At 59.4% G+C, this 21925-nt stretch carries 24 protein-coding genes and 2 pseudogenes; 14 read left to right on the top strand and 12 right to left on the bottom strand.

The window, feature by feature from the left end; genetic code table 11:
• Nucleotides 1-22: 22 nt before the first annotated feature.
• The 4 genes and pseudogenes from fabA (at nucleotide 23) to AC53L6_RS13830 (ending at nucleotide 3152) form a co-directional block, all read left to right on the top strand.
• Nucleotides 23-532: a bifunctional 3-hydroxydecanoyl-ACP dehydratase/trans-2-decenoyl-ACP isomerase gene (gene fabA, locus AC53L6_RS13845; protein ID WP_299743457.1), complete on the top strand. Its 510-nt coding sequence runs from the start codon at nucleotides 23-25 to the stop codon at nucleotides 530-532.
• Nucleotides 533-539: 7 nt separating this feature from the next.
• Nucleotides 540-1045 (top strand): annotated as a pseudogene (locus AC53L6_RS13840) (GNAT family N-acetyltransferase).
• Between the two features lie 76 nt (nucleotides 1046-1121).
• On the top strand, nucleotides 1122-2351 hold the full coding sequence (gene fabB, locus AC53L6_RS13835) for a beta-ketoacyl-ACP synthase I (protein WP_299743463.1): 1230 nt from the start codon (nucleotides 1122-1124) through the stop codon (nucleotides 2349-2351).
• A 9-nt stretch (nucleotides 2352-2360) separates the two neighbouring features.
• Complete coding sequence (locus tag AC53L6_RS13830; RefSeq protein ID WP_496908268.1) at nucleotides 2361-3152, top strand: enoyl-ACP reductase FabI; 792 nt, start codon at nucleotides 2361-2363, stop codon at nucleotides 3150-3152.
• 10 nt (nucleotides 3153-3162) lie between these two features.
• Here the strand turns inward: AC53L6_RS13830 and AC53L6_RS13825 are convergent, their stop codons facing one another.
• The gene (locus AC53L6_RS13825) at nucleotides 3163-3966 is read right to left on the bottom strand and encodes a sulfotransferase family protein (protein ID WP_496908267.1); all 804 of its coding nucleotides are present in this window, start codon (nucleotides 3964-3966) and stop codon (nucleotides 3163-3165) included.
• Nucleotides 3967-4252: 286 nt separating this feature from the next.
• Between AC53L6_RS13825 and AC53L6_RS13820 the strand changes: the two genes are divergently transcribed.
• The gene (locus AC53L6_RS13820) at nucleotides 4253-4510 is read left to right on the top strand and encodes a hypothetical protein (RefSeq protein ID WP_496908266.1); all 258 of its coding nucleotides are present in this window, start codon (nucleotides 4253-4255) and stop codon (nucleotides 4508-4510) included.
• A gap of 43 nt (nucleotides 4511-4553) precedes the next feature.
• Here AC53L6_RS13820 and AC53L6_RS13815 read toward each other — a convergent pair whose 3' ends face one another.
• A complete protein-coding gene (locus AC53L6_RS13815) occupies nucleotides 4554-4988 on the bottom strand; it encodes an FKBP-type peptidyl-prolyl cis-trans isomerase (protein ID WP_496908265.1) in 435 nt (144 codons plus the stop codon).
• Nucleotides 4989-5122: 134 nt separating this feature from the next.
• Here AC53L6_RS13815 and AC53L6_RS13810 point away from each other — a divergent pair, with 134 nt between their 5' ends.
• From AC53L6_RS13810 to AC53L6_RS13770, 9 genes are all read left to right on the top strand, one after another.
• Nucleotides 5123-5809, top strand: a complete 687-nt coding sequence (locus AC53L6_RS13810; protein ID WP_496908264.1) for a haloacid dehalogenase type II — start codon at nucleotides 5123-5125, stop codon at nucleotides 5807-5809.
• A complete protein-coding gene (locus tag AC53L6_RS13805) occupies nucleotides 5806-6624 on the top strand; it encodes an alpha/beta fold hydrolase (protein ID WP_496908263.1) in 819 nt (272 codons plus the stop codon). The genes AC53L6_RS13810 and AC53L6_RS13805 overlap by 4 nt, the downstream gene beginning before the upstream one ends.
• Nucleotides 6603-7592: a threonine ammonia-lyase gene (locus AC53L6_RS13800; RefSeq protein ID WP_496908262.1), complete on the top strand. Its 990-nt coding sequence runs from the start codon at nucleotides 6603-6605 to the stop codon at nucleotides 7590-7592. The genes AC53L6_RS13805 and AC53L6_RS13800 overlap by 22 nt, the downstream gene beginning before the upstream one ends.
• On the top strand, nucleotides 7589-8779 hold the full coding sequence (locus tag AC53L6_RS13795; RefSeq protein WP_299599192.1) for an endonuclease/exonuclease/phosphatase family protein: 1191 nt from the start codon (nucleotides 7589-7591) through the stop codon (nucleotides 8777-8779). The genes AC53L6_RS13800 and AC53L6_RS13795 overlap by 4 nt, the downstream gene beginning before the upstream one ends.
• Nucleotides 8780-8783: 4 nt before the next feature.
• Entirely contained in the window at nucleotides 8784-9572 is a 789-nt protein-coding gene (gene pcaD / locus AC53L6_RS13790) for a 3-oxoadipate enol-lactonase (protein ID WP_496908261.1), read from the top strand.
• A 3-nt stretch (nucleotides 9573-9575) separates the two neighbouring features.
• On the top strand, nucleotides 9576-10898 hold the full coding sequence (locus AC53L6_RS13785; RefSeq protein WP_496908260.1) for a lyase family protein: 1323 nt from the start codon (nucleotides 9576-9578) through the stop codon (nucleotides 10896-10898).
• The gene (locus AC53L6_RS13780; protein WP_299599202.1) at nucleotides 10895-12124 is read left to right on the top strand and encodes a TCR/Tet family MFS transporter; all 1230 of its coding nucleotides are present in this window, start codon (nucleotides 10895-10897) and stop codon (nucleotides 12122-12124) included. Before AC53L6_RS13785 ends, AC53L6_RS13780 begins: the two co-directional genes overlap by 4 nt.
• Nucleotides 12125-12197: 73 nt before the next feature.
• Nucleotides 12198-13292 (top strand): Zn-dependent alcohol dehydrogenase, encoded by a 1095-nt coding sequence (locus AC53L6_RS13775; RefSeq protein ID WP_496908259.1) that lies wholly within the window; start codon nucleotides 12198-12200, stop codon nucleotides 13290-13292.
• A gap of 104 nt (nucleotides 13293-13396) precedes the next feature.
• Nucleotides 13397-14629, top strand: a complete 1233-nt coding sequence (locus AC53L6_RS13770) for a mandelate racemase/muconate lactonizing enzyme family protein (RefSeq protein ID WP_496908258.1) — start codon at nucleotides 13397-13399, stop codon at nucleotides 14627-14629.
• Here AC53L6_RS13770 and AC53L6_RS13765 read toward each other — a convergent pair.
• The 10 genes and pseudogenes from AC53L6_RS13765 to AC53L6_RS13720 all read right to left on the bottom strand — a co-directional run bounded on the left by AC53L6_RS13765 (nucleotide 14626) and on the right by AC53L6_RS13720 (nucleotide 21910).
• Nucleotides 14626-15156 (bottom strand): CIA30 family protein, encoded by a 531-nt coding sequence (locus AC53L6_RS13765; protein WP_496908257.1) that lies wholly within the window; start codon nucleotides 15154-15156, stop codon nucleotides 14626-14628. The two genes, AC53L6_RS13770 and AC53L6_RS13765, sit on opposite strands and share 4 nt — an antisense overlap.
• Nucleotides 15153-15844 (bottom strand): annotated as a pseudogene (locus AC53L6_RS13760) (RraA family protein). Before AC53L6_RS13760 ends, AC53L6_RS13765 begins: the two are co-directional and overlap by 4 nt.
• A gap of 3 nt (nucleotides 15845-15847) precedes the next feature.
• A complete protein-coding gene (locus AC53L6_RS13755; RefSeq protein ID WP_496908256.1) occupies nucleotides 15848-16972 on the bottom strand; it encodes a cobalamin-independent methionine synthase II family protein in 1125 nt (374 codons plus the stop codon).
• Nucleotides 16973-16983: 11 nt separating this feature from the next.
• The gene (locus tag AC53L6_RS13750; RefSeq protein ID WP_299769829.1) at nucleotides 16984-17586 is read right to left on the bottom strand and encodes a class I SAM-dependent DNA methyltransferase; all 603 of its coding nucleotides are present in this window, start codon (nucleotides 17584-17586) and stop codon (nucleotides 16984-16986) included.
• Entirely contained in the window at nucleotides 17583-18548 is a 966-nt protein-coding gene (locus tag AC53L6_RS13745; RefSeq protein WP_496908255.1) for a cupin domain-containing protein, read from the bottom strand. Before AC53L6_RS13745 ends, AC53L6_RS13750 begins: the two co-directional genes overlap by 4 nt.
• A complete protein-coding gene (locus AC53L6_RS13740; RefSeq protein WP_496908254.1) occupies nucleotides 18545-19081 on the bottom strand; it encodes a DUF6653 family protein in 537 nt (178 codons plus the stop codon). Before AC53L6_RS13740 ends, AC53L6_RS13745 begins: the two co-directional genes overlap by 4 nt.
• Nucleotides 19078-19692, bottom strand: a complete 615-nt coding sequence (locus AC53L6_RS13735) for a pyridoxamine 5'-phosphate oxidase family protein (RefSeq protein WP_496908253.1) — start codon at nucleotides 19690-19692, stop codon at nucleotides 19078-19080. The genes AC53L6_RS13740 and AC53L6_RS13735 overlap by 4 nt, the downstream gene beginning before the upstream one ends.
• Nucleotides 19693-19695: 3 nt before the next feature.
• Nucleotides 19696-20664: an ester cyclase gene (locus AC53L6_RS13730; RefSeq protein ID WP_496908252.1), complete on the bottom strand. Its 969-nt coding sequence runs from the start codon at nucleotides 20662-20664 to the stop codon at nucleotides 19696-19698.
• Complete coding sequence (locus AC53L6_RS13725) at nucleotides 20661-21680, bottom strand: LacI family DNA-binding transcriptional regulator (RefSeq protein WP_496908251.1); 1020 nt, start codon at nucleotides 21678-21680, stop codon at nucleotides 20661-20663. The genes AC53L6_RS13730 and AC53L6_RS13725 overlap by 4 nt, the downstream gene beginning before the upstream one ends.
• A complete protein-coding gene (locus AC53L6_RS13720; RefSeq protein ID WP_472728715.1) occupies nucleotides 21680-21910 on the bottom strand; it encodes a hypothetical protein in 231 nt (76 codons plus the stop codon). The genes AC53L6_RS13725 and AC53L6_RS13720 overlap by 1 nt, the downstream gene beginning before the upstream one ends.
• Between the last annotated feature and the right edge of the window lie 15 nt (nucleotides 21911-21925).

Raw genomic sequence — 21925 nt, 5'->3', positions numbered from 1 at the left:
CTGAGACAAACAAGAGGCCCGAATGGCAGACTATCCCACCAGCTTCGACAAGGACGAATTGTTGAAATGCGCACGCGGAGAGCTGTTCGGCCCCGGCAATGCGCAACTGCCAGAGCCGCCCATGTTGATGATGGACCGGATCACGGATGTATCCGCCGATGGTGGCGCACATGGCAAGGGCCATATCGTGGCGGAGTTCGATATTGCGCCTGACCTGTGGTTCTTTGACTGCCATTTTCCCGGCAACCCGATCATGCCCGGGTGCCTTGGCCTTGATGGTTTGTGGCAGCTGACCGGCTTCAATCTGGGTTGGCGCGGCTGGACAGGCCGCGGTTATGCGTTGGGTGTGGGCGAAGTGAGGCTCAGAGGGATGGTGCGCCCTGACCGCAAGATGCTGACCTACAAGATCGACTTTACCAAGGCCATACAGACCCGTCGGCTGACCATGGGCGTCGCGGATGGCATTGTGGAAGCCGACGGCGACGTCATCTACGAGGTCAAAGACATGAGGGTTGCGTTGAGCGAAAGTTGATCGCGCCATGCCAGCATCCCGACTGATGACGGAACGGCTGGCACTTGATCCCCTGACCCTTGATGACAGTGGGTTTGTGAAGCGATTGGTTCAGAACCCGCGTGTTCGCGCCTATCTTGGCGGTGTTGTCCCAGCAGACCAGCTTGTCGGCATTGTTAGAAAATATCTCGAATTGCGGCGTGACGGACATGTCTGGCTTGCCAAATTCGGCAGAAACATCGCTGTTGGATCGGTCTTTGTCACCCCGCATCATGACGGGGCGGCGCCAGAATTGTCCTTCCAGTTCGATCCCCGCTACTGGGGCAAGGGCTAGCATATGAAGCTTGTCAACGCGTGCTGAACCGCTGGGCAGACGATGAGCGCCTACGACCTATCATGGCAGAAACTCAGGAACGCAACGCACCAGCCCGGCGTCTTTTGCGACGCCTTGGCTTTCAAGAAGTCACGCGACTGCACAGATTTGGTGCCAATCAAGTCGTTTTTTCACACTATCCGAACACGGGCGGCAATTGACTTGCGAAGCAAGGCGGTTGCACCCACCTGCCCCCCCGTCCTACATACCCCCTGACTAGAACGAAGGAGTGCGCACATGCGACGCGTCGTGGTGACGGGACTTGGAATTGTCTCATCCATCGGAAACAACACCGATGAGGTGCTGGCGTCGCTCAAGGCGGGCCGTTCGGGAATCGAAGCCAGCCCAGAGATGGCGGAACATGGCTTTCGCAGCCAGATCGCTGGTACGCTCAAGCTGGAAGTCAAGGAACATGTAGACAAGCGCGCCCTGCGGTTCATGGGCCCTGGCGCGGCATATGCCCATATCGCGATGACTCAGGCCATTGCGGATGCCGGTTTGCAAGAAAGCGATGTTGTAAACCCGCGCACCGGGTTGGTGGCAGGTTCGGGTGGGCCATCCACCTCGGCCATGTTGACGGCACATCAAACCGTACTGAAGACAGGTGCCACCAAACGCATCGGCCCCTTTGCCGTGCCCAAATGCATGTCCTCAACCATCAGCGCGAACCTTGCGACCGGCTTCAGGATCAAGGGGATCAACTATTCCATCACCAGCGCATGCTCGACTTCGCTGCACTGCATCGGCAATGCGGCCGAACAAATCATGTTGGGAAAGCAGGACGTGATGTTTGCCGGTGGCGCTGAAGAACTGGACTGGACACTGTCCTGTCTGTTCGACGCGATGGGCGCGATGTCATCCAAATACAACGACACCCCTGCACGGGCGAGCCGTGCTTTTGACGCGGATCGCGACGGGTTCGTCATTTCCGGCGGTGGTGGCATGGTTGTGCTGGAAGAGCTGGAGCACGCCCGCGCACGTGGTGCGAAAATCTATGCCGAGGTGACAGGGTATGCTGCAACGTCTGACGGCCATGACATGGTGGCCCCCTCGGGCGAAGGTGGTGAGCGGGCGATGCGCGCTGCGTTGGAGACACTGCCGCAAGACCGGTCCGTCAGCTACATCAACGCCCACGGCACCTCGACCCCTGTCGGTGATGTGGGTGAGATCGAAGCCGTACGCCGCGTCTTTGGCGAGGGCACCACGCCGCCCGTCAGCTCAACCAAGTCGATGACCGGCCACGCGCAGGGTGCTGCGGGCGCGCTCGAGGCCATATTCAGCTTGTTGATGCTCGACAACGATTTCATCACGCCGTCCATCAATGTCGAAACACTGGATCCCGGGCTGAACGCGTCCGAGATCGCGACCGAGATGCGCGCGGATGCGGGTCTTGATTCGGTGATGACCAACTCGTTTGGCTTCGGCGGTACCAACGGATCGATGATCCTTTCAAAGTTTCACGGGTAAGAATTCACTATGACAGGATTGCTTGACGGAAAACGCGGCCTTGTGATGGGCGTCGCAAACGACCGGTCCATTGCTTGGGGCATTGCCAAGGCGATGCATGAGGCTGGGGCAGAGCTGGCATTCAGCTATCAAGGCGAGGCATTTGGTAAAAGGCTTGCCCCATTGGCCGAGAGTGTCGGGTCGGATTTCATGGTCGACGTCGATGTCACAAACGACACGTCCCTAGATGCTGCATTTGAAGCATTGGGAGCCCGCTGGCCAACAATCGATTTCCTGGTCCATGCGGTTGCCTACTCTGACAAATCCGAGCTGACTGGCCGGTTCCTGAATACAAGCCGTGCGAATTTTAAGCATTCGATGGACATCTCGGCCTATTCCTTCATCGAGGTTGCGCGCCGTGCACATCCAATGATGATTGAGAATGGCGGCACGTTGCTGACCTTGACCTACCAAGGATCGAACCGGGTCGTGCCTAACTATAACGTGATGGGTGTGGCCAAGGCCGCGCTTGAATCCGCGACACGGTACCTGGCCAACGATCTGGGCCCCGAGGGCATCCGTGTGAACGCCATTTCGCCCGGTCCGATGAAGACCTTGGCAGGTTCGGCCATTGCCGGAGCGCGTAAGACCTACAAACACACGGATCAGAACGCTCCGATGCGTTCGAACGCCACGCTTGAGGCCGTGGGCGGCACCGCAGTGTATTTGTGTTCAGACGCCGGGGCCTGCACAACGGGCGAAATCATTCGTGTCGATGGCGGCTTCCATGTGCTGGGTATGCCACAGCCGGATCACCTGTGAGCGGTTGGAACTACATCCACGATAGTTTGCGGCCCAGAAACTGTTGAAGCCGCGCGTCGGACTGGGCATAAAGCTCACGAAGGCGCCCTTTCTGCGCCGATGGCAACGTGCCCCTTGGATGCGCGTTTTCCCTAAGCACAGGGTCAATCAGCAGGCCCGGCACCCCAAGAAAGTTTGTCACGGTATCGACCACTGATTGCGGGTTTTCACACAGGTCAAGGAAATCCAACACCAGAAATCGATCCACCGGAAAGGCTTGGACCCATGCTTCCAATTGATCGATGTAGTAACCCCGCCGCACATAGCTGAACCAATTCAGTTGCGGACTGTGCACCAGTTCCCGATATTTGACCCCCTCGTAGGCATCGCGCGTGCGTTCCATTTCTAATGATAACGCGACATCGAAGCTCTCTTTCTCCCGTCCTGTACGCAGCATGTGATGGTAGTGTGACACACACCTTTCCACCGGGTCACGCAGGATGACAATGAATTTCGCATCTGGCAGCGCGGCCTTTACGCGGTGCTGCGTGTCAGGCTCGAACAGGTAGGCAGGTGTTGTTTCGAAGCACATCCTGTCACCGGCATCGCTGAATTGATCTGCGTACCAGGAGAGGCCCTTGAGGAAGTTCTGATTGAAGAAGTGCACTTCTTTTCGTTGTGGTGCAAAAACGTCTGGGTGCGAAGCGAGATGTGCGTGCAGAGTAGATGTGCCGCATTTCATCGCGCCAATCGTCAGAAAGGCTGGCAAAGTCCGTCCCGGCAACTGAGTTCGGCAGCTTTCGATTTCCTGCTCTATCTGCAAGTGATCACGCATGGCGCCTCCTCTGCCATTGCAGTGCTTAGTGCAAATGACCGGGCGCGGCGAGTAGATTGAATGGGGTCTACCCGAGGATTCACATAGGCTGTCTGGGACCTATTAGGTCTCATTTAACCGATTTACCCCACAATTTGCCGCAAAATCGCCCATTTGAATTGCGAGGTTGTTCACCATGGCAAAAGATCGTCACGACCCCGCGCGTCAAGCGCGCATATTGAACCGCAGGGCAGCACGCACCCGGCGATCCAAATGGTTGGGGCGATTGTTGTTTTCGCTGACTGGAATGGGACTTCTCTTGGCGTTGCGGTTAAATCCCGGCATCGTAGAAGAGGTTGTGGCGATGGCCCACGATGTCCCAAAGCGGTCGCAACCCGCAAATTTTGAATCGCCAGAACCCGTAAACGTACGTCAAATGCCACGGGACGTGGTGCCGGTGCGCCGCGCGGGCACATTGCCACAAACCAAAACGGCCAGCGACGACACGCAACAGCAGGCGGACGCCATTGCAAACACCTTGCGCGGTCTAAACCCGGGCGGTTAACAGGATGGTGGGGGGCGTCGTTGCGCGAAAGGGGCAACGCACGTTAGCCAGCGCCTATAGACACCACTTCGAAATCAAAGGTCAGGTCCTTACCAGCCAGCGGGTGGTTGGCGTCCAGCGTAACCTCCTCTTCACCCACTTCGACCACTGTCACAGGCATCGGTTGGCCTTGGGGCGTCTGCATCTGCAGTTGGAGGCCGATCTCAAGTGGGATTTCATCGGGGATTGCATCACGCGGCACGCCCTGTCGCAGCGCCGGGTTGATCGGACCATAAGCTTGGTCACAAGGGATGTTGACCTTTTTCTTGTCGCCTTCGGTCATACCCGGCAGGGCCACATCAAGCCCCGGGATGATCTGACCTGACCCGACAACGAACTCAAGCGGGTCGCGACCATCCGAGCTGTCAAAGACGGTGCCATCCAGCAAAGTCCCGGTGTAGTGGATGCGCACGGTGTCGCCGTCCTTGATCGCGGTCATGATCCATCTCCCAACATGTCTGTCCATTTTACAGATGGCACACACTGCCTGCCCATGGCAGTAGGGTAAACCCCACCTCGCCCCTTTTCGTTCGCGTGCCTCCGTGCCAGTCTGCGCCCAAAGGAGTGCCACCAATGCCTATCACGACTTGTATTTTTGACGCCTACGGCACGCTTTTTGATGTGGCGGCAGCCGCACGCATTGCCGCAGCGGAGCCAGCCTTTCCGCAGCTGGCCGACACATGGCCTGCGGTGGCCGAGCACTGGCGGCAGAAGCAATTGCAATACACATGGCTCCGCGCCATCACTGATGCGCATACCGATTTCTGGCAGGTCACGCATGACGGGCTTGATTGGGCGCTGGAGCGCAACGGACTTGCAGGCGACGCAGCCCTACGCGAGCGTTTGCTGGCGCTGTACTGGGAATTGCAAGCCTATCCTGAAGTGCCAGCGATGCTGCATGCGTTAAAGGATGCCATGATGAACACGGCTATCTTGTCCAACGGATCGCCGGATATGCTGAACGGGGCTGTTCAATCGGCTGGGATTGGCGATGTGCTGGATGATTGCCTGTCTGTGGAAAGCGTCGGCATCTTCAAACCCGACAGTCGAGTATATGACCTTGTCGGCCAACGTTTTGGATGTGCTGCGAACGAAGTGCTTTTTGTATCGTCGAACGGATGGGATGCTGCCGGAGCGTCCGGCTATGGGTTCACCACGGTTTGGGTGAACCGCGCAGGTGAGCCTGTGGACCGTTTACCGTGGGCGCCGCAGCACATGTTGAATGACCTGACTGGCATCCCGCAGCTGGCCCGCGCATGAGCACGTTTCAAACGTCGGATGGCCTGTCACTGTATTTCGAGGATCATGGCGAAGGGCTGCCGCTGCTGTGCCTGCCCGGCTTGACCCGCACCACGCAAGATTTCCAGTACATCGCACCACATCTTCCGCCCTGCCGCCTGATCAAGATGGACTATCGCGGGCGCGGGCAATCGCAGTGGGATGACAAGTGGCAGAACTATACCTTGCCGGTCGAGGTGCGAGATGTGATGGAATTGATGGATCATCTGTCGTTGTCAGGGGTCTCCATCCTTGGCACCTCACGCGGCGGATTGAATGCCATGGGATTAGCGGCAAGTGCGCCGGATCGCCTGCTGGGTGCTGCCTTGAACGACGTTGGACCGGAATTCGACCCATTGGGGCTGTCCGGCATCATGGCGTATCTGGGGCGCCGCCCGGCCGCCCGCACTTTGACCGAGGCGGCGACAGCTTTGCCCCATGTCCTGAAGGGCTTCGAAGGCGTATCGGCAGAGCGTTGGGTGCAGGAAGCAAACACGCATTTTGTCGAAACGAAAGACGGCCTCGACATCACCTACGATCCGCGTCTGCGTGATGCGGTCGAGGCAGGTGGCGAGATGCCGGACCTGTGGCCCTTCTTTGATGCATTGGCGGGCAAGCCGCTGGCCCTGATCCGCGGTGCAGGATCTGACTTGTTGAGCGCGCAGACAGCGCAGAAAATGCAGGATCGTCGCCCCGACATAATCCTTGCCGAGGTCCCGGGGCGCGGTCATGTCCCGTTTCTGGATGAGCCCGAAGCCTTGGCGGCAATACGGACATGGATGGAGAAGCTGCTTTGAATATTGAAATGATCCGCGCGGCGGCAGCGCGGCTGGAAGGGCACGCGCGCAAGACCCCTCTCCTGAGTTCCCCATTTATTGACGAGATCGCGGACCGCCGTGTCTGGATCAAGCCAGAGTGCCTGCAACATACCGGCAGCTTCAAGTTCCGTGGGGCGTGGTCGGCCCTGTCAGCCTTGGACGAGGCCACGCGGGCCGCAGGTGTCATCGCCTTTTCCAGTGGCAATCATGCGCAAGGCGTGGCGCTTGCGGCGCAGATGCATGGCGTGCCGTCTGTCTTCGTCATGCCTAGCGATGCGCCTGCTCTTAAGATCGCGAATACCAAGGCGCTTGGCGCTGAGGTGGTGTTATATGAGCGTGGGTCAGGCGATCGCGACACGATCGGTTCACAACTAGCCCAGGAGCGCGGCCTGACCCTGATCAAACCTTTCGATGAACCGCAGGTAATTGCGGGCCAGGGCACGACCGGGCTAGAGATCGCGGAACAGGCGGCGGCTGTCGGGGTGACGACTGCTGACGTGATTGTCTGCTGTGGCGGTGGTGGTTTAACCAGCGGCATTGCCCTTGCGCTTGAGGCTGAGGCGCCGGGCTTGCGTGTGCGCCCAGCGGAACCTGAAGGGTTCGACGATGTGGCTCGTTCGCTGCGCTCAGGCGGGATCGAGCGGAACAACGCGGTATCGGGCAACATATGTGACGCCATCATCACCCCACAGCCCGGCGACCTGACTTTTCCGATCATGAAGCGTTTGTGCGGCCCCGGCCTTGTCGTCGGCGAGGACGAGGCTTTGCACGCTGTCGCGCAGGCTTTTTTGCGGTTGAAAGTCGTCGCTGAACCCGGCGGGGCCGTGGCCCTTGCTGCCGCCTTGTGTCGGCAGGACCAGATAGACGGGGACGACGTGATCGTCACAATCTCTGGCGGGAACGTGGACCCTGACATTTTCAAACGCGCATTGGACACGCTTGCATGACCGAATTCACCATCGCCAGTTTCAACGTCAAGAACCTGATCGGACCGGATCAGGAATACTACCAGTTTCAGCAATACACGCCCGAAGAATACGCTTGGAAAGTCGATTGGTTGTCCGAGCAGGTGCAGACGATGGATGCCGACATCGTGGGATTTCAAGAGATTTTTGAGGAGCGCGCGCTGCGTGAGGTAATTGATGCCGCGGACATTGAAGGCATGGCCGACAATGCCCAGCATATCCCCGGCCCCAACAAACGCTATCGGCGCAAGGCAATCTTTCGCAAGCTGGCCTATCGCCCTTATACCAACGCAGCGCTGGCTGTGGCCCCGAATGTGAACGACGGCGGACCGGGGCAGCGCCGTCCAGGTGTCGCGATCCTGTCGCGGTTCGGTTTTGAAGGTCAACCAGAGATCATTCAGGATCTGCCTGAACCCTTGGACATCGACTTTGGCCCGATGGGACCGGATGGCGGCGGCAGCTTTCGCCTGACCCGGCTGAGCCGCCCGATCCTTAAGGTGCGCATCCCTGTCGGCAATCATATCATCACCGTTTTCAACTGCCATCTGAAGTCGAAACTGGGTGAGTTTGTTCCGCCCGAAGGTTCCGACTTTCCCCCCGAAGTGGATTTGACCAGTTATGATCCGGTGGGTCGCGCCTTGGGGGGGCTGCGCGCATCCCTGCGCCGGATGGCAGAGGCGTGGGTGCTGCGCCGTGCCATTGTCGAAGAATTACGGGCCGGACACCCGGTGATGGCCATGGGCGATTTCAACGATGGTGAGCATGCCGTCAGTTCGGAAATCATCAGCGGCGAGCATCCTTTCAAGAACTACGCATGGATGCTGCGGCACGATGCCGAAACCCCGCGCGACCGGTATTCAGAGGAAGAAGACGCGCAAATACGCGAGGATATTGAGACGGTGCGCCTGCATTCGGCGGAAAAACAGTTCATCCGCAAGTCGTCCCGCGACATGGTGTATACGGCAGCGTTTGGCGGCGTATACGAGAGCATCGACCAGATCTACATGTCCCGCCATTTTCTACCTGACGCAAAGGGAAGCATCGGGCAGATGGACTATTTCAGCGTGTTGAACGATCATCTGACCGATGGCAGCCATGCCGAGGCGCCGTACAACAAGCTGGCCTCGGATCACGGGCAGATCATCGCGCATATGCGGTTGAAGGATTAATACCATGCACATGGCGGATTTGGGCGACGTACGCCTGCATTACCGCATCGACGGACCGGACGATGGCGCGCCGATTGTTTTCGTGAACTCGCTGGGAACAGACATGCGGTTGTGGGACCCCATTTTGCCTTTGTTGCCCGATGGCCTGCGCGTCCTGCGGTTCGACAAGCGGGGACATGGCCTGTCGACCTGCCCGCCTGCGCCCTACGCCATGGGTCAGCTTGTCGGTGACTGCGAACGGTTGATGGATTTGCATGGCTTCAAGGACGTAATGTTCGTGGGCCTCTCTATCGGGGGCATGATTGCCCAAGGGCTGGCCGTGAAACGGCTGGACCTGATGCGCGCCATGGTTCTGTCGAACACCGGGGCCAAGATCGGCACCAAAGAGATGTGGGCGGACCGCATTCAGGATGTGATGACCGGCGGGATCGAGGCGCTCGCCGATGCGGTCATGGATCGCTGGTTTTCAAAGGAATTTCATCGGGACACGGACCTGGAGCTGTGGCGCAACATGCTGGTCCGGCAGGAGGATGCAGGGTACGCAGGATGCTCGGCTGCGATCTCGGGCACGGATTTCTATGCGACGACGGCCACGCTGCGCTTGCCCACATTGGGCATAGCCGGGTCAGAAGACGGCTCGACCCCGCCCGACCTGGTGCGCGAAACCGTCGATCTGATCCCCGGCAGTCAGTTCCACCTGTTCCGCAAGGCAGGCCATTTGCCGTGCGTCGAGCGACCCGAAGAATTCGCCCGCGTGCTGACAGACTTCATGCGTGCGACGGGGCACATCTGATACATGGCGGCATCGGTCTTTTCGTCAGCCCTGTATGGGAAATTGTTCCCAACGGGTGAGGTTGGGCGGTTGTGGTCCGACAGCGCCGAAGTGCGGGCAATGCTGCTGGTAGAGGGCGCATTGGCCAAAGTTCAGGGTGCACAGGGCGTCATCCCGGAGTTGAGTGCGGCCTTTATCCATCGCTCGTCTTTGGAGGTCCAAATTGATCCTGCGGGCCTTGCTGACGCGACGGGACAGAACGGGGTCAGCGTCCCTGCCCTCGTGGCCGAATTCCGCAAGGCCATGGAAGCGCCGGAACATGCCCAATACGCTCATTGGGGGGCGACCAGTCAGGATATTATCGACACTGCGTTGATGTTGCGCCTGCGCCAGACGCTGAGCACGCAGCAAGATGCATTTGGCGACCTGCTTAGAGGGATGGCGCTTCAGGCGGAGATGCATGCCGAGACACCGATGGTCGCCCGAACCTATGGGCAGCATGCGACGCCCACCAGCTGGGGCGCGGTGCTGGCGCAATGGGGGCAACCCTTGACCGATGCCATGCAGGAACTGCCGGCCTTGCGGGATGGCTCTTTGTGGGTGTCGCTCAGCGGAGCAGCAGGGACTGCATCCGCATTGGGTCCAAAGTCGAATGAGACACGGGCAGAGCTGGCCGATACGCTGAAGCTGCACGATCCCGGCCGCAGTTGGCATACTGACCGTGGGCCGGTCTTGCGTATTGCGGATTGGATGGCACGGATCGTGGCAACCCTTTCCTCCATGGGGCAGACTGCTGTCGCGCTTGCAGCCACGGAGTCTCAGGAGATTGCACTGGATGCGGCGGGATCATCCTCGACCATGCCACAGAAGCAAAACCCGGTTGGGCCATCAACGCTGGTGGCTCTCGGCCATCAGATGACGGGTTTGCGGGCATCGTTGCAGGCAGCCGCAGCACACCAGCACCAGCGTGACGGCGCGGCTTGGTTCACAGAATGGATGGTGATGCCGCAGATTGCATTGTGCTGGGCAGCGTCAATTAACGTCGCGCACGCGCTTGTAAAAAACTGGAACCCCAATACAGCAGCCATGGCATCCAAGTTTGACGGCCTTGGCGGTGTTCATGCCGAAGCGCTGAGTTTTACCTTGGCACAGCAGATGGCCCGGCCTGACGCGCAGGCAGCAACCAAGGCTTTGATTGCCGACGCCGTCGCATCAAAGCAGTCATTGGAGAGCGTCGCACGCATCGCATATCCCGATTTACCCGACAGCATTTTTGACCCATCCACCCAACTGGGCACGGCCCCCGCAGACGCACGCGCCTTTGCCAATCGGATGAAAACCCTGTGAAACTGCCCGTCATTTTTATCCTGCTGACGGTCATGATCGACGCGATGGGCATCGGCCTGATCGTGCCGGTCATGCCGGACCTCATCCAAGAGGTGCAGGGGATGGGGCTGGGCACCGCAGCCCTGTGGGGCGGAGTGCTGTCGACCATCTTTGCCGCCATGCAGTTCCTCTTTGGTCCACTTCTGGGCGCGTTGTCTGACCGTTACGGACGCCGCCCAATTCTACTTGTGTCACTGGTTGTGCTGGCGCTCGATTATTTGGTCATGGCCGTCGCGGGCACCATTTGGTTGTTGTTTTTAGGTCGGATTGTCGGAGGCATCACCGCTGCCACCCAATCCACGGCTAACGCCTATATGGCCGACATCTCGAAACCCGAACAGAAGGCTGCCAATTTCGGATTGATCGGAGCCGCCTTTGGCATTGGCTTTGTGCTGGGCCCCGCAATGGGTGGATTTCTGGCTGAATATGGTACCCGTGCACCATTCTACGCGGCGGCGGGCCTCGCCGCTGCAAATGCGGTGTTCGGCTATATCGTTCTGAAAGAAACCGTTGATGACCGTATTCGGCGCCCGTTCGCCTGGTCGCGCGCAAATCCTTTTGGGCTGTTCAAACACTTGGGTAAACTACCCGGTCTTGGACCACTCTTGCTGGTGTTCTTCATCTACCAGATCGCGTTCATCGTCTATCCGGCGATCTGGGCCTACTACACGGCAGAACGTTTCGACTGGTCGCCTGGTATGGTCGGCCTATCACTCAGCCTGTTTGGCATCTCGATGGCCGTGGTGCAGGGCGGATTGATCCGCCCCATGCTGCGCGTTTTCGGTGAGCGCGGCGCGGTCGTCTACGGCCACATTGCAGATGTCGCCGTGTTCCTGCTTATCGGGTTTGTCAGCTCCGGGACATGGCTGCTGATCCTGACCCCGTTGGCCGCCCTGCCTGCAGTCATTACGCCAGCCTTGCAAAGCATCATGTCGCAGGCCGTGGGCGACGATGAGCAGGGTGAATTGCAAGGCGCGCTTGTCTCGATTGCGGCTCTCGCAATGATAGTATCACCACTGCTGATGACTTCAGTCTTCTATACTTTCACAACGCCGGAGACGGGCGTGTACCTGCCGGGCGCGCCGTTCCTATTGGCTGCTGTTTTGATGGCGGTGGCGCTGATGGTTTTTGTTCGGAAAGCGGGAACAACCGCCTCACACAACGTCAGTGGTTCAACTGCGCCCTAGATCGGTCGTTTTCCGACTTGCCTGCGAAACGCCGCTGCGTCACCGTCTCCGGAAAGGGAGACAAAGGGACGACATGCAAAAAATCAAAGCCGCTGTGTGCCACGCGTTTGGCGCCCCGCTTGTAGTCGAAGATATCCTGATACGTGCCCCCGAGATGGGCGAGGTCGAGGTTACGCTCGACGCGGTCGCAATCTGCCATTCCGACATTTCCTATGCCGATGGCGCGTGGGGCGGCAGTCTGCCTGCCGTTTATGGACACGAGGCGGCCGGTGTGGTCAGCGCGGTTGGTCCCGGTGTGACGGGCCTGTCAGAGGGGGACAGTGTGATTGTCACGCTGATCCGAGCTTGTGGAACGTGTCCGTCTTGTGCAAGCGGCAAACCAACGGTGTGTGAAACACCGTATGATGGCGACAAGGGGCCAATTCGCACCACCGATGATGGCAAGCTGCATCAGGCAATGGCCTGCGGCGCATTCGCCGAGAAGGTCGTCGTGGATCAGAAGCAGCTCGTGAAAATTTCCGCCGACATATCGAAAGAGGCGGCGAGCCTGATCGCGTGCGGGGTCATCACCGGTGTCGGTGCCGTTGTGAACGCCGCCGGCCTGCGCGCGGGGCAGGATGTGGTTGTCATTGGTGCGGGCGGCGTCGGTCTGAATGCCATTCAGGGTGCCCGCATCGCGGGGGCCCGCCGCATCGTCGCGGTCGACATGACCGAAGAAAAGCTGGACGACGCCAGGGCGTTTGGTGCGACCCACGGCATTTTGGCAACGGGCAAATCGCCATGGCGCGCCAGCTACAAGGCCCTTGGTGGCAAGGGGGCCGAGGCGGTGATCGTCACCGTGGGCGCTATCCCCGCCTATGAGCAGGCACCCAAGTATCTGGGCCGTGGTGGCAAGGTTGTCATGGTGGGTATGCCGCACTCGGGCGACACCGCCACGTACGAGCCCGTCATTCTGGCCGCGATCGGACAAGGCATGGTTGGGTCCAAGATGGGCGATGTCGTCATCCAACGCGACATCCCCTGGATGGTGGATCTGTATAAACAGGGCCGACTACAGCTCGACAGCCTGATATCCGGCCGGTGGTCGCTGGATCAGATCAATGAAGCGATTGCAGATACCAAGTCCGGAACGGCGCGGCGCAACGTGATCCTTTTTGACAGGTCATAAGGGGCCAGCCCCCTCGGGCTTTGGCCACCCAGGTCTTTGCCCATTCATAACAAAGATGCCATTCACCTCCGGGATTTTTTGGAACAAAGCAGAGGGACCGTAGAATGAAGCTCAAGGACCTCGATATCATCGTTACGGCGCCCCCAGCCCCCGGTTGGGGCGGCAGGTACTGGATCCTCGTGAAGGTCACAACAGATGACGGGATCGTCGGCTGGGGTGAATGCTATGCCTCGTCCGTTGGGCCAGAGGCGATGCGGGCTGTCATTGAGGATGTATTTGACAGGCATATGCGCGGGGAAAGCCCCGAGAACATCGAACTGATGTTTCGCCGCGCCTATTCCTCGGGCTTTACCCAGCGCCCTGACCTGACCGTAATTGGGGCATTCTCGGGCCTTGAGATCGCATGCTGGGATATCTTGGGAAAATCGCGCGGGCGGCCTGTGTGGGCGCTGTTGGGTGGTCGGATGAATGATCGCATCCGTGCATACACCTACCTGTATCCCCTACCCCATCATGGGTTGGATGCATTTTGGACGTCACCTGAAATGGCGGCAGAGTCGGCGCAGGCTTGCGTGGATCGTGGCTACACAGCGGTGAAGTTTGACCCCGCTGGCCCGTATACCATGCGCGGTGGGCATATGCCGGGGATGCGGGATATCTCGCAATCCGTGGCGTTCTGCAAAGCTATTCGCGAGGCCGTGGGCGACCGGGCCGATCTGTTGTTTGGGACTCACGGCCAGTTCACCACCGCCGGGGCCATTCGGCTTGGACAGGCGCTCGAGCCTTTCAGCCCGCTGTGGTTCGAGGAGCCGATCCCGCCGGATGCCGTTAAAGAGATGGCCAAGGTCGCCCGCGCCGTGCGTATCCCGGTTGCCACGGGCGAGCGACTGACCACAAAGGCGGAGTTTGCACCTGTTCTGCGCAGCGGTGCCGCCACCATCCTGCAACCGGCCCTGGGCCGCGCCGGTGGGATCTGGGAAATGAAGAAAGTCGCAGCCATGGCCGAGGTCTACAACGCACAAATGGCACCGCATCTTTATGCTGGGCCAGTGGAATGGGCCGCGAATATCCATCTGGCGGCGTCAATCCCGAACCTGCTGATGTGCGAGACAATCGAAACGCCGTTCCATGACCAATTGATCAAGGGGACCATCCGCATCGAGGGGGGGGTCATCACCCCCCCTGAAACCCCCGGTCTGGGCATCGACGTTGACGAGGATCTGGCCCGCGCGCACCCGTATACTGGCGATGGGTTGCACCTTCAGATGCAGGATGCGCCTTGTGACTATGAAACAGGCAATAATTTCGAGGGGGGTGCGCCCGCGCCGCGCGATTAGCGATAAAGACGCACGCCTGACACGGCGATGTTTGCCTGCATCTCGCGCCCTATGGCGAGGATTCCGATACGGCGGAGGCGCACCGGGTCAAAACTGGCGTCGGTGCGGTGCGCTGTAAAAGCAGTGAATGGGAGACGGATCGTTGTCCAAGTATCGGGGGCGGTGAATTCGGTTCGAAACGATTGCCACGGCCGCGTAAGTGCATCGGTCCGCAAGCGCAAGTCGTAGGTTTCGCCATTGCCAAGCACATCCAGAGCGATGCCCTTAAAAGCACTTGTATCTAACGCCGCGTCCCCGGCAAGGTCGAAGGCGATCTGAACGAAGCCGCCATTGTTGTCCAGCGAGACGATCCCGGTCAGGCGTGTCGCGTCCCGGCCTTGCACGACCTCTCGGGTCGCCTGTCCCGACGACACACCACCCATAACCGTGTCGGCCACGTACTCCCATTGCGGGTCCAGATCGAGGGTTTGTGCCTGTGTCATCATCGCCCAACATAGCAGGACAATGGGTGCCGCCCAGCGGATCATGTGCGTGCAGCCTCAAATGCAGTCCAGACGGCTTCAAACTCCTCAAAGCTGATGCGGTTGCCTTTAACCGCATCGAAAACGATGGTCTCGGAGCGCACAAGCGTGGCGATGGCCTCGGCCAGCTTGGGCGCCACATCCTCGGGTATGACAACCGCACCATGCCTGTCGGCATGCACAAGATCACCCGGTCGGATGTCGAGACCATGGATTTGCACCGGCTGATCGTAGTCGACAACGTGAACAAATCCGTGGCTTGGTCCCACTGACCCCGCCACGACCGGATAGCCATCCGCCAGATCGCCAAGGTCCCGCATCACACCGTCAGTCAATGTGCCGGACAAGCCAAAGGAATTGTGGATGTTCGTGTTCACCTCACCCCAGTAGGCGCCAATGGCGTTTGGCACGTCGAGGTCCTGTACGACGCAAACAGAGGGACGGTCCCTTCGGACATGTACTTGTAGTATGCTATGCGCCGCGCCTGGATTACATCGGACGCTTCGGTTGGCGGGGTAAGCGCGCGAATGCGCGCGGTGCGAGCGTAGCCGACCATGACGCCGTCAGGGTCGGAGGCCAGCATTATGCCACGCGTGAACGCGTTGAAACCACGCTTGCCTTGCGCCACCTCGATGGCATTGCACACAGTAGGTGTGTCGACCGATTTCAGCAGCTCATGCAACGCGTCATCCATGACTTACCCGTTCGCAAGTGCTGCGCCTTCGGACAGCGCGGTCAGTTTGGCAAAGGCAATTTCCGGATCAACCGATCCGAAGCCCGCAAACGTGCCAAAACCGCAATCGCTGCCTGCAATAACCCGGTCGAGCCCAACAATGCCGGTGAACCGTTCGATGCGCTGGCGCACCACTTCAGGGTGCTCAACAAAGTTGGTGGTGGTGTCCACGACACCCGGAACCAGCACCTTGTCGTCCGGAATTTCCGATTTGCGATCACGGAACACGGTCCATTCGTGTGCATGGCGGGGGTTCGACGTCTCAAAAAGCATATAGCGCGCCTTGGTCGCCATCAGTGTCGAGAAGACTGTGTCCATGGCAATGTCACAGGTGTGCGGCCCCTCGTAGTTGCCCCAGCAGATATGTACCCGGACCTTCTCGGCAGGAACATCGGCTAGCGCATGGTTCAGCGCCTCAACATGCGCATCGGCGATCTTGAGGAACTCCCCATCGCTCAGCTCGTTGAACAGCATGTGCCTTGACAGAGCGAGGTCCGGACAATCCAGTTGCAGATCCAGACCTGCCCCAACGATGGTTTCGTATTCGGTCTTCATCGCATCCGCGAGGGCGGCGAGATAAGCGTCACGGGTTGGATAGAAATCATTCTGTAGAAAAAGCGAGATCACACCGGGCGATGCTGCATTCATGAACCCGCGCTCAACCCCATGTTTGGACATCGCAGCCTTGAGGTTGAAAATATCCTTTTCCAGCTCGCCCTGTCCCTTGCTCTTCACCTCACCCGTGCACATAGGGCGGGCGTATTTCGGCGTACCGCCATCATCCGCCAAGCGCTTGAGAAAACTGGGAAACTGTTTGAGATCAGCGGGTGCATTCCGCGGGCTGTCCCCGGAAAACCCAGTGTAGCGATCCTTGACATAGGTGGCATAGCTGATTTTGGACGTCTCGCCATCGCTGACGATATCCACGCCCGCAGCCACCTGCTTGGCGACGGTGTCATCCACCGCTTCTGCCATGGCCGCATCGAATGCCGCCTGGTCAAACGCCTCCCCCCGCTCGCGGGCAAAGATGAAGTCGACAACCTTCTGCGTACGGGGAAGTGATCCCACGTGGGTGGTGGTAACAGGCATGGTACTCTCCTTCAAATCTTGCGGGCCATCAGAACGGAATGGCGGTTGGTCTCGGGGTCTTCGGCCAAAAAACCGGTCAAACGCAAACTATTTGCCTCAAGGCATGTGGCATATTCAGCAGGAGACAGTGACGCGTGATAGACGGGCTCACCGCCAACGGCGCCGTGCGCCTCGCCCGCGTCAGGGCCGACGGTGAGCATCAGAATGCCACCCGGTTCAAGGTGGCCAGCGATCCGTCCAATGCAACCGCGCTGCGCATCTGCGGTCAGGTGGAAGAAACTGTTCCACCCGATAATGCCGTCAAAGGTTTCGCCGAGATCAAGGAGGCGCATATCGGCCTGCCGCCAATCCCCGTCGGGCCAGCGGCGGCGTGCGATGTCGAGCATCGGCTCAGAGAAGTCGACGCCTGTAACGTGGAACCCCTCGGCCTTGAACCAGCGTGCTATGGGCTCGCCAGTGCCACAGCCCAGATCGAGTACCCGCGCGCCCGACGCCAGCCCGGCGGCAAAGCGCGCAAGCCAGCGCGCCTCGAACAACGCGCGGGATCGTTGGGCATCGTAGACAGCGGCCTGCCGGTCATAGACGCCGCGTATATCATCAGGACCCGCTGTCATCCTGTCCACGTGGGGCCAGCGGGATCGTTCGTGCCGACGATATGATACAGCGATGTTTCCCCCGTCATCGATGGCACCACGCTGTGCGGCAGGTTCTCTGGCACACTCATCGTGTCGCCCGGAGCAAACGTGGTGGCACCACCCTCCCACGTGATGCGCCAATGTCCCCGCATCGGCATCAAAACAGAGGGTTTGTCATGGCTGTGCATGGCGTCACTTGCGCTGCTGCGGGTAATCAGGTCCACTTCGAACCCCGGTTTGTCGCGGATGATACCCGTCTCACCAATCACCTTGCAGGGCGCATCCTTGGCCAGACACACCATGTCCCAATAGCGACGCACGCCCATTCCTACGACCTGCATGGGGGACATTTCGGGGTATTCCTTAAGTTCCTCCTCGGTCAGCAAAGGCATGGGGTTCACCCCGTCGGGCAGGCTCTCGCCCTTCTTTGTGTCGTAGAGGCTGCCATTCTCACCCAGTACCAGTCCGTGATCCGCAGCGTCCTCAATCACCTGCGGGGCCCAGATCACACCGCCACCAGCATCATCCCCGCCAAGGATCGCCATTATCATCCCGTAGTCGGTGCCGATGTTTTCAAACCCGCGGAAGATGCCCGTGGGAATATTGATTATGTCACCCTCTTCCAAAACCACTTCGCCCGCGGTTCCCCAGCGTCCCCAGAAGAACCGCCAACGGCCCGACAAGACAAAAAATACCTCGGCCGTGCGGTGGCTGTGCAGGGAGTTGCGGCATTTCGGCGGCTGTCCTGCTGCCCCGATGTTGAACCCATGCGGGATTGAGATGTGGACATGCTGATCCGGGCTCTCCGACACGCCGCCGCCGATGATGGTGAAGTTTTCCTTTTGGTCCGAACCCGGCGTGTGCGCGTCAATGAACGCAGTTTTGCACGGCATCAGGTCGCCATAGCGCACGATGCGCGGCTCCATCTCGGCGGGGGTCATGTAGGGGTCCTTTCATGTGGGAGAGTTGCATCGGGCAACGGATCACCCGGTGTGGTTTTGGTGATGTCGGCGTGAACCCAGACCATACGGTCAACGAACCAGACCTTGGGCAAGATGGTCGCGACCAAACCGAGCGCCGTTGCCCACGGGTTCAAAAAGATCAGGCCGTAAATGAGTGGCAACACCCCCAAAGCGGACAGCATTGTCAGCACATTGGCCATACGCGTGTGATGGGCCGGAACCTCGTATTGGTCACGGGCCAGAAAGATGCGTTCGCCCAAAGTGCCCCGCGACGCCCACGACCCGAAATCGACAGGTGGCGGAAAGGCGCGCGGATTGATCCATGTCCAAGCCATCGCGAGCAAGATCAGCGGTATGCACCACCAGCCGATCCACTGGCGGGCATAGATGGCCAGAACAATCAGCGGCAGGCATGAAAACCGTGTCCAGACGCTCAACGGATTTGCGTGACGCCGCCAATCAGCGTCCTGCATTCCCATCAGGCGTTCGGTGGCACGGTACAGATCCGTCATCCTTGCCCTTTCAGCTTCGCGTTCTCGACTTCCAACTCAGCAATTCGCGCGGTTAACTTGTCCATCTCCGGTCCAACCAGTTGCGCAATTTCAGACGCATCGAAACGCGGTGTAATGAACTGGGGGCAGTTCCAGTCAAAGGCTTCAAGCCGGATGGTCACCAGACGCTCAACACGACCCTGCCCGTCCACCGCCAGTTGCTCCGCAAGGTCGGGATTGTCTTGTGCTTGTGCAAACGTCGCGCGCCCTTGCAGCTTCATCCGCGCCTTGCGAGGGTAGTCCATCAGGAACATTGAAACACGATCGTCGCCAGCCAGATTGCCCTCGCTGATATGCTGTTTGTTCCCGCGATAGTCCGCAAAAGCGAGCGTGTGATCATCAAGCACCTTCAGAAACCCAGCAGGCCCACCCCGATGCTGGATGTAGGGCCATCCGGTTTCAGAGACCGTCGCCATGTAGAATGAGGTGCGCGAGGCAACGAACGCAACCTCATCCGCTGACAGGCCATGCGTGCGCGCGCCGTAGCTGCGCGCATACATTTCGGCCGAGCCATCTGCCTCTTGCAGCGCCTTCACGGCATCAGTGAACATCAGATGATCGTAGCGATCCATGGGTCACCCCGTCTGCAGCAGGATCTGTTTCCAGATCGCCGTTTCATCAAACAACGCATATTCGCGGCGCAAACCCCATGGCCCGAACTCGGCATGAGAAATGCCCAGCACATAGACTTCAGCCCCTGTGGGCGTACCGAAATAGCCCCAACCGTCATGCTTGCCATGCAACGCCCAGCGGATGGCAGCGCGCGGCGGCATCATATCGTCATCTCGCCCAATCTGATGGTCGATGGTGAATGTGGCGTCGGGAAAGGACGCACGCAGGCCCATCCAGAACCGATCCACCGGACCGGTGCCATGACCTGTCACTCCGCCGGGATACTCGGATTGTACGGCACGATCATACTCAGAGGGAATTGCCGCCATATCCGCACCCATGATCCGTGTCAGGATGTCGGCGTATTTCGCACCCCACTCGTTGTCATTGCCCCGCCCCTTGTAGGGTCCGGACCGGTCCGTCACAGGTGTCAACGGACGCACCGCATTCTCCATCCCGCCCTCGCGCTCGATCAGATCTGCGGTATAGGCTTTGGCCTCCCACCCTATCTGGTTCACAATAGCGGTCTGGTCGCGGATCAACCATTCGTCGTTGATCTGGTCGTTGATGGCATGGCAATCGGCGATGATGCGATACTGCAGGGTCTTTCCCGACGCTTTACCATAGACACCATCCGCCATGTGGGTCGCGGTCGAGAAGATGCGGTGCGAGGACAGCATGCCCTCCTCCGGCGTTCCGCTCCAAATCACGTCCTCACCCAGCAGCGTCCGGTCGGGAAACTCGGCCAGGGTCGCCATGGTGGCCCCAATCACCTTCTCATTGCCGATCACAACGGACCCGGGCGACCGCACAACGATGTCAGGGCTGTAGTAGTGATGCAGGGTCGCAATGCCGCGATCTTCCCAGATCTCCTTGGTGATGCCGATGATGTAGTCGGGGAAATCCTTCCACCGGTCCGAAAAACCCTTCATGAGGTCCATCCTTTGGGTATACAAGCCGACCCGCGCAAGACCAGCGGTCCGTCCAGCGCGACGCGGCGGGGTTTGGTGTCGGGATCGGCAAGCCGGTCCATCAGAATATCGACCGTGGCTTCGGCCATCTGCCCGGCAGGTTGGCGCACGGTGGTCAGGTCATAGCTCGGCCACGCCGCAAGGGTGACGTCGTCATAGCCCACGACGGAAACATCCCGCGGAACGCTCAGCCCCAATTCGAACCGCAAAACATCCATGACCGCAAAGGCCATGTGATCATTGGCGCAAAAGACAGCATCGGGACGGTCCGGCTCTGCAAACATCTCGCGTGCAACATCCTTTGCCTGTTCGAAATTGAAGTCACTCACCCCACGGGCAAAGAGCGTCTGACCGGCGGCTTGAAGCCCCGCGACAAACCCAGCCTCGCGGTCGCGCTGGGTCGAAGCGCCCTCCCACCCCGCAACATGGGCGATACGCGTGTGCCCACCCGCCACCAACAACTCGGCCAGCTTGCGCCCACCATGGTAGTTGTCAGAGGTCACGGCAGATAGCCGATCATCATCCTGCGCCCGATTAAACAGAACGATGGGAATGCCTGCCGCCTCGCACCGCTGCGTGAGATCGTTGGACATGCCCACGCTGGCGGCAATGATGCCGTCCACCTGATAGTCGAGCAATTCAGCCATAACCTCGTCCGCCTCCTCCCCACTGTTGGAGGAGAGGAAAACAAGAACGTGATAGCCCTGCTCCTGCAGTTTGCGGCTGAGCCGTTCGATGGCTTCGGGATAGAAATGGTTTTCCAGATAGGCAACGACGAGACCAATGATGCGGCTGCGCCCGGTGATCAGGCTGCGGGCCAGCACATTGGGCCGATAGCCCAGATCATCCGCCACTTGCCGCACCTTGTCGGCAGTGCGCTTGGACACTGAGGCACCGGGGGTGAAGACACGACTAACAGCCGAGCGGGACACGCCCGCCCGTTCGGCGACATCAAGTGCTGTCACCTTGTCTGGCATCAGTCTCCCCGCTCACAGAGTTTGTCATGAATGTACTTGCATCCGCTCAAGCCAAGCTCGCCAAATCCCGACGCGCCGGGAAATGGCGTGATTGACCATGCGCCATCGCGGTAATGTGTCCCAACTTCCTTGATTGCATTGATCGGATTCATCTGAAATAGCCGCTTTCGAAGGGCAAATACCACGTCGGATGACATGGTCGCCCAAGCCTCTTCAGCGCGTTTTTGCATACGCTTTTCAAGATC

The sequence above is a fragment of the Tateyamaria sp. LSS28 genome, from assembly GCF_059611725.1.
This window is presented reverse-complemented; position numbering and strand designations above follow the sequence as displayed.